The 14574-nt window shown below is 70.4% G+C and carries 10 protein-coding genes and 3 pseudogenes; 9 read left to right on the top strand and 4 right to left on the bottom strand.

Features of this window, described 5'->3' with window-relative positions; genetic code table 11:
- Positions 1–39 precede the first annotated feature (39 nt).
- Positions 40–705 (top strand): bifunctional 2-polyprenyl-6-hydroxyphenol methylase/3-demethylubiquinol 3-O-methyltransferase UbiG, encoded by a 666-nt coding sequence (locus tag MXD62_RS03655; protein ID WP_248828002.1) that lies wholly within the window; start codon positions 40–42, stop codon positions 703–705.
- A gap of 133 nt (positions 706–838) precedes the next feature.
- On the opposite strand, the gene MXD62_RS03650 is transcribed toward MXD62_RS03655, so the two are convergent.
- Both MXD62_RS03650 and MXD62_RS03645 read right to left on the bottom strand, forming a co-directional pair.
- On the bottom strand, positions 839–1984 hold the full coding sequence (locus MXD62_RS03650; RefSeq protein ID WP_112106648.1) for a thiolase family protein: 1146 nt from the start codon (positions 1982–1984) through the stop codon (positions 839–841).
- Between the two features lies 1 nt (position 1985).
- Positions 1986–2417 (bottom strand): Zn-ribbon domain-containing OB-fold protein, encoded by a 432-nt coding sequence (locus tag MXD62_RS03645; RefSeq protein ID WP_071063286.1) that lies wholly within the window; start codon positions 2415–2417, stop codon positions 1986–1988.
- Between the two features lie 875 nt (positions 2418–3292).
- Between MXD62_RS03645 and MXD62_RS03640 the strand changes: the two genes are divergently transcribed.
- From MXD62_RS03640 to MXD62_RS03625, 4 genes and pseudogenes are all read left to right on the top strand, one after another.
- Entirely contained in the window at positions 3293–3715 is a 423-nt protein-coding gene (locus MXD62_RS03640) for a molybdopterin-binding protein (protein ID WP_020461430.1), read from the top strand.
- 452 nt (positions 3716–4167) lie between these two features.
- Positions 4168–4740 carry a heme-binding beta-barrel domain-containing protein gene (locus MXD62_RS03635; RefSeq protein ID WP_020461427.1) on the top strand — a complete coding sequence of 191 codons (573 nt, stop codon included), beginning with the start codon at positions 4168–4170 and terminating at the stop codon, positions 4738–4740.
- A 536-nt stretch (positions 4741–5276) separates the two neighbouring features.
- Positions 5277–6902, top strand: coding sequence for a GMC oxidoreductase (locus MXD62_RS03630; RefSeq protein WP_248828001.1), 1626 nt, complete (start codon positions 5277–5279; stop codon positions 6900–6902).
- Positions 6903–7186: 284 nt separating this feature from the next.
- A pseudogene (locus MXD62_RS03625) lies at positions 7187–7537 on the top strand (SAM-dependent methyltransferase); the annotation flags it as partial.
- A 126-nt stretch (positions 7538–7663) separates the two neighbouring features.
- Here the strand turns inward: MXD62_RS03625 and MXD62_RS03620 are convergent.
- Positions 7664–8005 (bottom strand): hypothetical protein, encoded by a 342-nt coding sequence (locus tag MXD62_RS03620; RefSeq protein ID WP_248828000.1) that lies wholly within the window; start codon positions 8003–8005, stop codon positions 7664–7666.
- Between the two features lie 341 nt (positions 8006–8346).
- Between MXD62_RS03620 and MXD62_RS03615 the strand changes: the two genes are divergently transcribed.
- The 3 genes from MXD62_RS03615 (at position 8347) to MXD62_RS39615 (ending at position 12620) form a co-directional block, all read left to right on the top strand.
- Positions 8347–9075, top strand: a complete 729-nt coding sequence (locus tag MXD62_RS03615) for an NUDIX domain-containing protein (protein ID WP_248827999.1) — start codon at positions 8347–8349, stop codon at positions 9073–9075.
- A 165-nt stretch (positions 9076–9240) separates the two neighbouring features.
- On the top strand, positions 9241–10413 hold the full coding sequence (locus MXD62_RS03610; RefSeq protein WP_248827998.1) for a 5'-methylthioadenosine/S-adenosylhomocysteine nucleosidase: 1173 nt from the start codon (positions 9241–9243) through the stop codon (positions 10411–10413).
- Positions 10410–12620, top strand: a complete 2211-nt coding sequence (locus MXD62_RS39615) for a hypothetical protein (RefSeq protein WP_248827997.1) — start codon at positions 10410–10412, stop codon at positions 12618–12620. Before MXD62_RS03610 ends, MXD62_RS39615 begins: the two co-directional genes overlap by 4 nt.
- A 159-nt stretch (positions 12621–12779) precedes the next feature.
- Here the strand turns inward: MXD62_RS39615 and MXD62_RS40035 are convergent.
- Positions 12780–13732: pseudogene (locus MXD62_RS40035) on the bottom strand (low specificity L-threonine aldolase); the annotation flags it as partial.
- Between the two features lie 65 nt (positions 13733–13797).
- Here MXD62_RS40035 and MXD62_RS03590 point away from each other — a divergent pair.
- Positions 13798–14430, top strand: a pseudogene (locus MXD62_RS03590) (class I SAM-dependent methyltransferase); the annotation flags it as partial.
- Between the last annotated feature and the right edge of the window lie 144 nt (positions 14431–14574).

The raw sequence follows: 14574 nt of genomic DNA, 5'->3' as shown, positions 1-14574 counted from the left end.
ACAGGTCCGCCCCACGCGCCGCACCCGTGACCATGGGGCGTGGCAGGAACGACGGCTGACGGCACAGCAGGCACGACACCTTCTCCGGGCGGGTGCGGCCGGTTCTGGGAGAACCGCTACCGGCACACCGACCGGATGTGGACCGGGGACCCCAACGAGCTGCTCGTCCGGGAGGTCGGCGCGCTGGCGCCGGGAACGGCGCTGGACCTGGGGTGCGGCGAGGGCGGTGACGCCGTCTGGCTCGCCGCCCGGGGCTGGCGGGTCACCGCGGTCGACGTCTCCCCCACCGCGCTGGCCCGGGCCGCCGGCGCCGCGGCGACCGCCGGCGTCGACGAGCGCATCACCTGGCGGTGCGAGGACCTGGCCGACGGCGTCCCCGACGGGACCTTCGACCTCGTCCTCGCCCTGTTCCTGCACTCGCCGGTCGGCATGCCGCGCACGGAGGTGCTCCGCGCCAGCGCCGGCCGGGTGGCCCCTGGCGGGACGCTGCTGGTGGTCGGGCACGCCGGCGCCCCGTCCTGGGAGCCGAGGAAGAAGCCCCACACCAGGCTCGCCACTCCCGACGACGTCCTCGCCGAGCTGGGCGCGGCCACCGGCGGCTGGGCGGTGGAGCTGCGGGAGATGTACGAGGCGCCGATGTCGCGACCGAACGGGCAGGTGGGCTTCCGGGCCGAGAACGCCCTGCGCCTGCGACGCCCGGCCTGACCAGGCGCATCCCGGCGGCCGGCAACCGCCCGACCGCGGTCCCGCGGGGGCGGGACGAGGACGGCCCCGCGCCTCCGGTCAGGGAGGCACGGGGCCGGACGGGCGTCCGCGGGCGCCGGTCAGACGGGCGCGGTCAGGTGGTCACGATCGAGACGCCGGCCGTGCCGGGAGCGCCGTAGAGCTGGGCGTAGCCGACCCGCGGGTTGCCGGGGACCTGCCGGTCGCCGGCCTGCCCGCGCAGCTGCAGGACCAGCTCGTGGATCTGGCGCAGGCCCGAGGCGCCGACGGGCTCGCCGTTGGCGATCAGCCCGCCGTCGGTGTTGACCGGCAGCCGGCCGCCGATCTCGGTGGCGCCCTCCGCGAGCAGCTTCTCCTGGTCGCCGTCGGCACAGAAGCCGTTCTCCGCCATGTGCATGATCTCGGCACCGGAGTCGGTGTCCTGGACCTGGATGACGTCGACGTCCTCCGGCCCGATGCCCGCGGTCTCGTAGGCCGCCTTCGACGCGAACACCGTGGGGGCCTCGGCATGCTCCACCGCGGCCCAGGAGCTGTGCACCTCGTGCGCGCCGTACGTCCTGGTCCGCAGCGTGCTCGCCCGCAGGTAGATGGGGTTGGACGTGTACTGGCGGGCGATGTCGGCGCGGCACAGGATGATCGCCGCGGCGCCCTCGTCCGGGCTGCAGAACATGTACTTCGTCAGCGGGTAGTTGAGCATCTGGGAGGTGAGGATCTCGTCCTCCGTCAGCGCCTTGCGACGGAAGGCGTTGGGGTTCAGCACGCCGTTGCGGTAGTTCTTCGCCGCCACCCGGGCCAGCGTGCGGTGCGAGATCCCGTGGTCGTGCATGTAGCGGTTGATCTTCATCCCGAAGAACTTCGTCGTCAGGAAGTGACCGATGTCGCCGTACCACGGCGGGGCGCTGTAGTGGACGGGATCGGCCGTGAAGGCACCGAAGGCGTGCTTGTCCATGCCGACCGCGAGGCCGATGTCGTACTTGCCGTACCGGATCGCGTCGGCGGTCAGCTCGAGCGCGGTCGCGGCCGTCGCGCAGCCGTTGTAGACGTCCATGAACGGGATGCCGGTGAGGCCGAGCAGGCCCACGACCGCATCGGGGTTGTCCACCTCACAGCTCCCGCCGAAGGCGAACTGGACCTGCTTCCACTCCAGGCCGGCGTCGGTGAGCGCGGAGCGGACGGCCTCGGCGCCCATCTGGATCGCGGACTTGTTGCCGAAGCGCCCGAAGGGGTGGATACCCACCCCGATGATCGCGACGTCCTCCATGTCAGTTTCCTCCCTCGGACGGCGCGAACGCGTACGACATGACCTGGGTACCGTCCTCGTCGGTGCGGAACGGGTAGATCACCAGCTCGAGCCCCATCCCGAACCTGATCTCGTCGGGCTTGCTGACGGTCAGGCGGCCCTCGACGCGGACGTCGTCCCCGAGCTGCACGAGGCCCACCGCGAACGGCTTGAAGGTCTCGGGCGTCTCACCGCTGGCGTAGGGCTCCTTGGGCAGGAACTCCTGGGTGGTCCACGTCCACAGGGTGCCCTCGCGCGGCAGCAGGCGCTGCTCCATCTCGAGCTTGCCGCAGCGCGGGCAGGAATCCTGCGCGGGGAACGTGACCGCCGCGCAGCTGCGGCAGCGGGCGCCGATCAACTGTGGTTTCTCCGCGGGCCAGGTGAACACGTCGGGAGCAAAGGGAATCTGTGCCATCAGAACACTCCTAGCATGGTGACCGGCCACGGACAGGTCACTGAAAATCATCCGGATGTCGGCCGGCGGAGGCCACGGCGCTCAGCTCGGCATCGGACGTCTTCGACGGACCGCACCGGTGTCACCTCGCCCCGGGACTCCGCGAACGCAGGTGGCCGGGTTCCGCCGATCGCGTGGGCCGCGGACCAGCGCACGGCCGGGACGAGGGACGAGCAACGGGATCCGGCCCTCCACATCGTGCGGATCGTGCGCCGGGCGCCGGCGATCAGCGGGTCGCCCGAAGGCGCACAGCCCCCGGGTAGGGGCAGCATATGCACATTCCCGACGTACCCGCACGGGAAACGATCTGGCGGCGGAGCGACGGTCCCGGCAACCGGATCACCGCGGTGGACGGGCCCGTGGCCCGGCAGGGCCGGCCGGGGGCGGCACCCACCGCCGCCCACGGAATGTCGCCGTGACCCACACCAGCCGCGGGCCGTGATGACTCACGGAGTCGGGCGCCGACCACGGTCGGTGGCGGCCGGGCGTCGCACGGGACACCGGGCGCGGCGCCCGAATCCCGGCCCGCGGCCGGCCGGTATCGCTTTGAACGGGGAAGATCCCGTGCCGCAACAGCGGAGTCACCCGAGCCGGATAGCCGTGTTCGCGGGGTGATCAAGGCGTGCCAATCAGCAAAGGCGGCTGCGGGTACACCCACCTGTATCCACACCGCCGGTAGCACGTACCAGTACCTCACCGCTCACATTCGTGAATCTGCCGCAGACAGGTGACCCGCGGTCACGACGAGTGCGTTCCGGCGAGTGAATGGGTAGGAAGGGCTCTCGGGTGCCGCTCGGCGCCCGGCCAGTCATGCTTTCGACACGACGAGGTGGCCAGTGAGCCTGAGCATCCGCAACCAGCTGACCGGAACCGTAAGCGAGATCACCCGGGGGGCGGTGATGAGCACGGTACTGATCACGCTGCCCGGCGGGCAGAGCCTGACCGCGGCGGTGACACTCGACGCCGTCGACGACCTCGGCCTCAAGGAGGGCTCGGGGGTCGACGTCCTGATCAAGTCCACCGAGATCTCGCTGGCCACCGGCAACGTGGACGGCCTGAGCATCCGCAACCAGCTGCGCGGCACCGTCTCGAGCATCGAGACCGGCGGCGCCATGGCCGTGGCACATGTCACCCTCGAGCAGGGCGGCGAGCTCACCGCGGCGATCACCCTCGCTGCCGCGACCGAGCTCGGCCTGGCCGCGGGCACCGCCGTGACCGCCCTGGTCAAGTCGACCGAGGTGGCCGTCGCCGCCGCCTGACGAGCCAGGGCGGCACGTGCAGGACGACGCTCGCTCCGCCAGTCGTGCCCTGCCGCGAAACGCGCTCGTGACCGGAGCGTCGAGCGGGAACTGCCTCATCTCCAGTGTGGGCGGCGGGGTGACGCAGTTCCCCGGTACGGACATCCCCTCCGGGGACGGCGGGCGCCTGCCGTTCGTCTCCCGGCGGCCGGGCGATGGCCCGGCGCCTCGAGGGCCGGCGGCTCCCCACCGGAGGCCAACCGGACGGAAGGAGGCGATGACGCACCGTCATCCACCCCGTCCCACCCGGCCGGGGCCGGCTTCATGAGCAGGACGGACGTCCCGCCGGCGGGCCGCGGGCGCTCGCCGGGACGTACGTTCAGCAAACGGGGCACTCGGCGTCAATAGGTAATCTCGGGACGATCCGGTATCAGGCCGGCTCGAGATCATGGCCGGTCGAGGAGGACTCAGCGGTGGCGGAAAAGGTTGGCCCGGAGTTCGGTCCGTTGGCGGCGCTGGCCGGTGAGTGGGAGGGCGACCAGGGGGTGGACGTCGCCTTCGGGAACACCGAGGGCTCGATGATCACGACCCCCTTCCGCGAGCGGGTCACCTTCAAGCCGTTCGGCCCGGTGGACAACGGCACGCAGCATCTCTACGGCCTGGACTACCACATGGCCGCCTGGCGGGCCGGCGAGGAGAACCCGTTCCACACCGAGATCGGCTACTGGCTGTGGGACGCCGAGCTCGGGCATGTGATGCGCTGCTTCATGGTTCCCCGCGGCCAGGTGTTGATCGCCGGCGGCACCGTCGCGCCGGACGCGACCACCTACACGCTGCGCGCGGAGGTCGGCTCGACGGTGTACGGCATCCTGTCCAACCCGTACCTCGCGCGCGCCGCGAACACCACTCTCTACGAGGTGACCATCTCCGTCGCCCCGGACGGCAGCTTCACCTACGACTCCACCACCACGATCGACCACGCGCGGGTGTCCGAGCCGGTCGCCCACACCGACCACAACGTGCTGCGCCGGCTGCCCGAGGCATAGGCCGAGGCCGCCCACCAAGCCCAAGCCCAGCGCCCTCGCACGGCACCTTCGCACACTCCACCTTCATACGAACCACCGAGCGCCGGACTGTTCCAGTCCGGCGCTCGCGCATGAGGCGGCCCTTCTCGCGCGCCCCCAGGCCACGGCGGCCGCGATGCCGGCGCAGCGTGAACTGCGCATACGACAAACAGGTCGCCCCGATCAGGAATCCCCGCGGGAAACAAGGCGCCCTATTCTCAAAAGAGGCGACCATACGGGCACACATCTGTCTATTGACACGTGAGCCGTTACTAACGATGCTGGGTGACGCCCAGAGCGGGACATTTCCCCGCTCGCGCCAGGCAGGACCGCACAAGCCACCAGAGCGTCTGAATTCTCTCCTGCGGCGGACGCACCCCCCGGCAATTGACCCTGCCTGCGTCCGCCCGGATTTCGTGACTTACGTCGGCGCACCCCCGCGGGCCAGTGGACCCTCGTCCACCCGCTCGCGACCGAAGGATGCGCGTCATGCCCGCGATTCAACTCTGGAGTCCACCATGCCCGAAAACACGCCCGACGCCGTCGAATCCACCCCCGGCCTCAACCGCCGGCACTTAATCGGCACGGCGGCGATCGGCGCCGCCGCGGTCGGCGGTTTCACCGCGGGACCGGGTGCCACCCGGGCCCGGGCCGCCACCCCCGTGCCGGCCACTGTGCAGCGGGAGCGGGCCGTTGTCATCGGAAGCGGCTTCGGCGGCGGCGTGACCGCGCTGCGGCTGGCCCAGGTCGGCGTGTCGACGCTGGTCCTGGAGCGCGGGCTACGGTGGCCCACCGGGCCGAACGCAACGACGTTCTGCCGCTTCGCCAACATCGACAACCGCTCCGCCTGGCTGACCGACCACGCCACGGTCGGCGGCGTCGTGAAGACGTGGGAGCCCTACACCGGGGTGATCGAGAGCATTCCCGGCAACGGAATCACGGTGAACTGCGGGGCGGCCGTCGGCGGCGGCTCCCTCATGTACCACGGCATGACGCTGAAGCCCTCGAAGGCGAACTTCGCCGCGTCGATCCCGGTGGCCGCGAACCTCTACGACGAGCTGAACCTGTGGGCGTATCCGCTGGTGGCCAGCATGCTGGGAGTCTCCACGATTCCCAGCGACATCCTGAACAGCGACCCGTACAAGTCCTCCCGGCTCTTCCGGGACGTCGCTCCGGGCGCGGGCCTGGAGCCGTTCCAGGTTCCCCTGCCGATCGACTGGCAGTACGTGCGCGGTGAGCTGAACGGCCAGTACCAGCCGACCTACACCACCAGCGACATCGCCTTCGGGGTCAACAACGGCGGTAAGCGCTCCATTGACGTCACCTACCTCAAGGCGGCGGAGGCGACCGGCCGGGTCCGCGTCGAGACGCTGCACGTCGTCCGCGACATCGCGCTCGACGCGAACAAGAAGTGGGTACTGACGGTCGACCGCATCAACACCGGCGGCATCGTCCAGGAGACGAAGACCATCGTCGCGGACGCGGTATTCCTCAACGCGGGTTCCGCCGGCACGACCCGCCTGCTGGTGAAGTCCAAGGCGAAGGGGCTGATCCCCAACCTGCCGGACGCCGTCGGAACCCAGTGGGGAAACAACGGCGACCGCATCTACCTGTGGAACGGCATGAACGGCGACATCGGGACCCAGCAGGGTGGTCCCGCCTGCGTCGGCGGTCGCGACACCACCAGCTCGATCCCGCTCACCATCATCCACGCGGGCTCCCCCATTCCGAGTACCGCCGGCAAGCTGATGACGGTCGTCGGCTTCGGGATCGTGAACCCCGCCGGCACCTGGGCGTACGACTCCGCGAAGGACGACGCCGTCCTGACCTGGCCGTCCAGCGGTGACGCCGCGCTGCAGGCGCTGATCGCCGCGCGCATGCAGAAGATCGCCCAGGTGGGCGGCGGCATCATGATCGACACGAACGCCCAGGCGAACTCGACCTGGCACGCCCTGGGCGGCGTGCCCATGGGGTCCGCGGTCGACCTCTACGGCCGGGTCATCGACCAGAAGGGCCTCTACGTGCTCGACGGCGCGCGGATCCCGGGCTCCACCGGCGCCTGCAACCCGTCCATGACGATCGCGGCCCTCGCCGAGCACAGCATGGCCAAGATCGTGCTCCAGGACGTCGGACGCGTCTTCTAGGTTCCCGCTCCCGGCACGCCCCCGGGGGTACCGGATCCCGCGACCTGCGGAAGCCGGTACCCCCGGCCCGCTGCGGCGGAACCGACGCCCGCGCGGCCGGCGCGCGGCGGCCGCGCGACCGAGACGCTCCGCAGACGAACGACCATAATTCGGTCACAATAGGACCGATCCTCGCGGCACGACCCCGACGTCGCAGGTCAGCCGTTCCACGAAGGCGGCGGGGGCAACGCCGTGGATGGTCGGACGGAGCGGAGGGACGGGAAGTGGGCGACAACCCGGCGGGTATCCGCCGCTGGGACAAGCTGGTGGAGAAGATCCCGACCGTCCAGCTACGGACGGATGTTCCGCACTCCGCGCGCATGTATGACTACTATCTCGGCGGAAAGGACAACTTCCCGGCCGACCGGGAGGGCGCCGAGCAGGCCATCACCGTCTTTCCGAGCCTGCGGGACGCCGCCCGCCAGAACCGGGCGTTCATGGTCCGCGCGATGCGGCACCTGGCCACCGAGGCGGGCATCCGGCAGTTCCTCGACATCGGCACGGGTATTCCGACCAGCCCGAATCTGCACGAGGTTGTCCAGGGCGTGGACCCGGCCGCCCGGGTGGTCTACGTCGACAACGACCCGATCGTGCTTGTATTGCCTTCAGGCTCCTGACCAGGATCTTCCTGGTAGATCCGCGCCGGCCTGTAGTCCGTCCCCGTGTTGCACATGCCTCACGGTGCGGGCGCAGCAATCTGAGGCTGTGCTCCGACCGCCGCATCAGCGTGCGCTGGCCAGGGAAGCTTCGCCGACGACCTCTCCTGGCGCAGCCTCGACGACGCCGAGGCACTCGACCTCGGTTTCGCGGACGCGACCCCGGTCACCGAGGCCACCAGCCGTTTCGCGTGGCTGCGGGTCGCCGCCGAGATCGCGGACCGCCAGGGCTTCTTCCACTGGGAGCTCGACTTCCCCCAGGTCTTCGCCCGCGGCGGCTTCGGCCTCCAGGTCGGAAACCCGCCCTGGGTCCGCCCCGACTGGGACGAGGCCGGCATCCTCGCCGAGCACGCCCCCTGGTGGGCCCTCGTCCCCACCGCCGCCGAGCGGGACCAGAAGGAACGCCACAAGCCCCAGCTCGATCGCGCCAGGCGTCCGCCGACGAACTTGCGGACGATTACTCCGGTCTATGCGGCCGGTGTCCGGCCACGCATTGCCAAAACCACAACACCCGACCCCAGCCCAGCGAGGAAGCTATCAGAGCCACCACGCTTCGTAGTCAATCAAGACCGATGTGCTACCTCGCCGCAGCCCTGGTTACCCCGTGAGGCATCCTCGTCCCGATTGGACAGATCGCGGAGCATAGCCTTCTCCGACACCGACGATCAGGGGTCGTAGCGCAGGTGTGAGCAGCTGTCGGCTAACCGACAATTTTTCCTGTCATTCGGACAAAAAGCTAGTCTCGCAGCGTGATCGATGTTCCTTGGGAACCGCCGGCTGTCCCGATCGCCGTCGACCTGGTGATTCTGACGCTGCGGGCGGCGAGCCTGCGGGTGCTCCTGATCGAGCGTGGGACAGAGCCATACCGGGGGGCGCACGCGCTCCCCGGTGGATTTCTCGCGCACAGCCAGGAGGATCTCGACGCGGCGGCGCGCCGGGAGCTCGCGGAGGAGACGGGCCTCGACGCCGGGGAACTGCACCTGGAACAGCTCGGGGTGTACGGCCGTCCCGGCCGGGATCCGCGCGGGCGGGTCGTCTCAGTGGCATACCTGGCCATCGCGCCTCGACTGCCCGATCCGGTCGCGGGCACCGACGCCGCCGACGCGGCCTGGCTGCCGGCGGACCGCGTGCTCGCGGGCGAGCTGAACCTGGCCTTCGATCATCGCCAGCTGGTCCTCGACGGGGTCGAGCGGGCCCGAGGCAAACTCGAGGTCTCCTCGCTCGCCACGGCGTTCTGCGGCCCGACATTCACCATCGGTGAGCTACAGACGGTCTACGAGGCGGTATGGGGAATACCGCTCGACCCCAGGAACTTCTATCGCAAGATCCAAAGGGTGGACGGATTCCTCGTCCCCACCGGTGCAGAGCAACGAAGCCTCGTCGGGCGCCCGGCACGCCTGTTCAAAGCCGGCCCCAGCGCCGTCCTGTCACCGCCGATCGGGCGGCCGAACGAGGCTGGGAGTTCTTCCGCCGACTGACCTTGACGACGCCGCGGCCGCGGCCGTGCGCCGTATCCGTCAGGCCGCCGTCCGCGGATGCCGTCCATCCATCGGCCCCTGTCGCAGGTCCGGACTCACATGACCGGGCTGAGGGGCAGCCGCAGTTTCCGGAGAAAAGTCCATCTGGAACGGGGAGTAAGGACAATGGCAAGGACCAGACCGATCGTCATCCTGACCGCACTCGACCTCGAGTACCAGGCGGTCCGCGAGCACCTGGTGAATCCGCGGTTGCGCCGCCATCCGCAGGGCACCCGGTTCGAGGTCGGCCGGCTCGCGGCCGGCCGGTGTCAGGTGGCGCTGACGTTGGTCGGCGTGGGCAATCAGTCAGCCGCGGTGCTGGCCGAACGCGCGATCGCCGAGTTCGATCCGGCGGCGCTGCTTTTCGTCGGCGTGGCCGGCGCCCTGCATCGCCATATCGCGCTCGGCGACGTGGTGGTGGCCAGCCAGGTCTATGCCTTTCACGGTGCCACCAACGAGGACGACGGCGACTGGGGCCGGCCTCGCACCTGGCCGATGTCGCACCGTGCCGAGCAGATCGCCCATCACCTGAAGCGGACGCGGTCCTGGGTGCCGCAGCAGGCCGGGCCCGAGGCCCTCCCGCAGGTGCACTTCGGGCCGATCGCGGCCGGCGAGGTGGTGCTGAACTCCACCGTCTCGGCGCTCGCCCGGTGGCTGCACGTCCACTACAACGACGCGCTCGCCGTCGAGATGGAGGCTGCCGGAGCCGCGCAGGCCGGCCAGCTGAACAGCTCGCTGCCGGTGGTTGTGGTCCGCGGCATCAGCGACCACGCGGACGGCACCAAGGAGTCGACCGACCGCCAGCAGTGGCAGCCGCGGGCCGTGGCGAACGCGGCCTCCTTCGCCATCGCGCTGGCCGAGGAACTGTCCGCCGACCTCGGACGGGCCGAGGCCGTGACGAGCACCGGGAGGACATCCGCCATGCCGAAGCCGACCCACAACATCCGTAACGTCGTGTCGGGCAGCAACACCTGGGTCGGTGCGCAGGCCGGCGTCGTCCACGGCGACGTCACTGTCGGCGCCCCCACCGAGCGGACACCGGTCGACCTGCCGACCGCGCTGGCCGGTTTCCGCGCCCAGTTGGCCACGGCACACACCGCCGGCGCCGTGGACGCGGCGACCTTCGCGGCGGCCGAGGCCGAGCTCACCGCCGCCGACGAGGCCCTGCGGGCGAACTCGCCGGAGAGCCGGCGCACGCTGGTGGTGTCGCTGAAGAAGGTTCGTGGCCTTGTCATTGACGTAGTCGACCTCGCCGCGAGGATCGCCGTTGTCATCACCCTCGCGCAAGGCCTGTCGTGACCGACGGCTCCGGGTTTCGGGACGGGGACGCACCGTCGTCGACGACCAACTCGGTCAGCGGCTCCTCCACAGTCGGCGCGCAGGCCGGGACGGTCCACGGTGACGTCCGGGTGTACATGGTCCCGCCCGGCGCGACGCCGGAGGAGAGGTTCGAGGTCGGGGCCCTGCATCTGGAGGGCAACATGCCGCCCCGAGCGCTGGAGCTCATGAACGAGGCCGTCCTGCGCCCGACGAGAACTGACCGGATGCTCTTCCACTGGCTGTTGGCGCTGGTGAGCGGGCGTTCGCGGGACGAGCTGACAACCGAGCAGACCAGGCAGCTGAAGGAGTTCCAGGCGGGCCCACCCGCGGCCGTCCACGACGCGTGGACCGACGGGCTGCGCGTTGTGCTCCTGCTGTTGAACGCGGTCACGGCGACCGAGGACGAGATGGCCTTGGCGCTCAAGGAGCTCGACGCCTTGGACCGGAGCGTACTCGGCCGGACCCAGCGCCGGATGATTCTCCGTCACCTGGAGCAGTTCCTGGAGGGCCCCCTTGAGGACCAGATGTGGAGGCGCGCGATCGACGTCGCCGCCCGTGGGCAGCAGGCCGGGGCGCGTCAGGACCGGGTATGGAAGTTCTTTGAACCACCGCCCATCGAGGCTCGGGCGCGCGGCGCACGGCCGACCACAGTTCCTGCCGACACCCGGCTGCGCGCCGAGATCTCGCGGCTGGCGCTCGTGGCCTGGGCGGTGTATCTCGCGATACAGCTCACGCTCAACGGTCGCCTGGAGGTGCTGTTCGGGTGTGCCGTCGTCCTTGTCGGCGGCCTGCTCGGCCTCCAGCGCGGAATCGTCTGGAACGTGACCTACGATCACACGCAGGACGGGAGTGAGATCCCACCCGGCGCGTTTGCTCGCAAGGTCGAAGGCAGGCTCCGGTACTACGTCGCCTCGTATCGACCTCACGGTCTGACCAGCGACCAGTGGCTATGGCAGACCGCCGACGCCCGGTTCAGCCTGCTCCGAGAGATCGTCGGCCAGTACTCCTACTCCCGCATCAGTATCGAGCGGATCGCCTGGCTGCTGCGTCACGAGGCAACCCATCTCAAGCGCCTGTCGGGAGGCGAGGCACGCGTCTCCTTCCGCCGGGAGCTGCGGGTCGCGCCCGGGGTGAGCGTCCGCGGAACGCTCGGGATCACCGCTGTCGTCGGTGGCTGCCTGTGGGCGACGGTCGCCGCGGCCGGCGTCGACCTCCTCCTGGCGGTGGGAACGGTGCTCGTCGTGTCGGCCGGCACCACCGGGTACGCACGTGCCTGGCTGGCCATGAACGGCGACCACCGGCGTCGGGCCGCCGAGACGGCGCAGCACGCCGAGGTTCTCGCGGCACGACAGGCGGCATTCGAACGGCGGCGGGCCCGGCTGGCCGACCGTCCCAGCGACGCGGAGCTAGCCCAGTGGCTTGACCACGATCGCAAACTCCTCCTGGACAGAGCACTGCGTCACTATCGGCTCACCGCCAGCGACGTCGTCGCCCACGCGTTCATCGAGACACCGGTAGGCGGTCCCCCCAACTCCGAGAAAGGCAAGACGGCGGCCCGCGTCCCTCGCGGTCCGTGGCGGTTCCGCAAATACCAGATCTCGGTCTTTCTGCTCACCGCCGACGGAGTTCGCAACCTCGTCTCCCGACTGAACTTCGAGACCGGCGTGTTCACGGAGCAGAACCGGATGAACTACCGCTTTGACGTGGTTGCTTCGATCCGGGTCGACCGGACGGCCAGTGACGAGCAGAAGCTCGAACTCGTCCTGGTGGACGGCACGAAGATCGGGATGCAGATGGCCGAGGTGAGCCTGGACGAGGACACGACCCACGGGGTGGATGAGAGCACGGAGTCGGTCGCCCGGCTGACACAGGATGCCGCCGGTGTTCAGCACACGATCCACGTGCTGGAGGGCATCGCCGCGGAGGGCAGAGCCTGGGTCCGCCGGACGGGTTTCGGGCGGTCGCAGGACGGCGGGAGAATCGCGTCCGCCCTGCGCGACGAAAACGCCTCCCGAGAGGAGGAGTCACCCGGGAGAACCGGGACCGCCACGGATGCGGACTTGGCCGCGGCCCGCGGCGCAGAGGTGAACCTCAGCTCCGGACAGGACCGCCCGGAGGCGCGACCGGCACAGCCCGACCCCTCTCCCGACAGCCCGCAGCCGGGAGCCGACCCGAAAACGACATAGGCCGGCTTGCCGCAGCCTGGCGACCGCCGGGGAGGGATGCCGACCCGCGTCGGCCACCGTCCTGCTGGGAGCGTCCTGGTGCCGCGGCGCTGGTCCGCGCAGCCCGGGTTGTGGTGCCGGGTCAGGCAGGGTTCGCCCGGCGGGGGAAAGCAGGGCGGCGAGCAGGCATGTCAGGACGTCGCTGGCGCGGCGGATGTCGGCGTCGTTGACGTCGAGGTGGGTGACGAGCCGCACCATCGTCGGGCCGGCGGCGCTGGCCAGCACCCCGTCAGCGGCGGCGCGGGTCGCGAACTCCAGCCCGTCGGGGACGCGCACGAGCACCATGTTGGACTCGGTGGCCTGCGGATCGACCCGGCCCGGGGCCGCGGCAGCCAACGTGGCGGCGAGGTCGGCGGCCCGGCGGTGGTCGTCGGCGAGTCGGTCGAGGTGATGCCGCAGGGCATGGAGCCCGCCGGCTGCCACGATCCCGACCTGCCGCATACCGCCGCCGAGCCGCTTGGGCCATTCGTGAGCCCGTCCGACATGCTCGGCGGAGCCGACGACGAGAGAGCCGACGGGCGCACCGAGCCCCTTGGACAGGCAGACCGACAGGCTCCCGGACAGCGCGCCGAGGCGGCGGGGCGGGACACCGAGCGCAACCGCGGCATTCCACAGCCGGGCGCCGTCGCAGTGCAGGACGACCCCGGCGGCGTCGGTGAGCGCACGCAGCCGCTCCAGCCGCTCGATCGGCCAGACCCGGCCGCCCCGCCCGGGTGTTCTCGATCGCGAGCACGCTTGTCCTGATCATGCGGTAGGTCTGCCCGGACGGGAACGCGCGCAGCTGCGCGGCGATCTCGTCGAGGGATGTTGTGTCGGCGAGGCCCGCGAGCGTACGGGTCTGCACCCCGCCGAGCTCGTAGGTGACGATGTGCGCGTCGGCGTCGGCGAGGATCTCGGTGCCCACCGGGGCGCTGGCGCGCAGCACGCAGAAGTTCCCCATCGTGCCGCTGGGGCACGAACAGGGCCGACTCGTGCCCCAGCGGGTCCGCGGTGTACTCCTCGAGCTCGCGCACCGCGGGGTCCTCGCCGTACACGTCGTCGCCGACCTCGGCATTCGCCATGGCCCGCCGCATCGCCGCGGTCGGGCGGGTCACCGCAGGCCGCGAACACCGCCGCCAAGTCGAAGCCACTCTCGGGTTCGCTGCCCGTGGGGGTTGCTCTGGATGCCGCGTGCGGGACCGGTCGCCACACCGAGTTTCTGGCCGGGCGTGGCCACCGGGTCATCGGCGTGGACCGCTCGCCCGACATGCTCGCCCGCGCACGTACTCGGGTGCCGCAGGCCGAGTTCCTGCTTGGTGATCTGCATCAGCTCCCCATAGCCGACGCCGGGGTTGACCTGGCCGTGTGCGCCCTGGCGCTGACCCACATCGGCACGCTCAAGCCGGTCATGGCGGAGTTCGCCCGGGTCCTGCGTCCAGGCGGTCACCTGGTGATCTCCGACATGCACCCTGCGACAGTGGCGCTGGGCTCGATTCCCTCCGTCCGCGGTGCGGATGGCCGACCTGGACATCTGAGTGCCTACCGCCACCTGATCGGGGATTATCTGCGGGCTGCGCTGGCGGTGGGACTGCGCGTGCGTCGCTGCGAGGAACCCTCCGCGCCACCCAAGGAACCGCCGGGGCCGGCCGACCGGAAAGGCCCGTTCGGAGCGGTGGGACCGTGGGAGCGCTGGCCGTGGTGCCTGGACGACATAGTGCCCGAAGCGGCACGAGTCGCCAGAGCCGGTGTGCCGGCGCTGGTCATCTGGCATTTCCAGTCTGCTGAATCGTGATACCGCCATCAACGTCGGGGGCTGTGATCACGACGCTGATCGTGGTGTCGTAAGCCAACAGCGGCGGAGTGGAGTCCACGCACGTGGTGTACGGATCGTGATCGTCTAGCGACTCGCCGGAGTGGCGGTCCGTGACGTAGAGCG

It is taken from the genome of Frankia sp. Mgl5 (assembly GCF_023242985.1).
Lineage (GTDB): Bacteria > Actinomycetota > Actinomycetes > Frankiales > Frankiaceae > Parafrankia > Parafrankia soli.
This window is presented reverse-complemented; position numbering and strand designations above follow the sequence as displayed.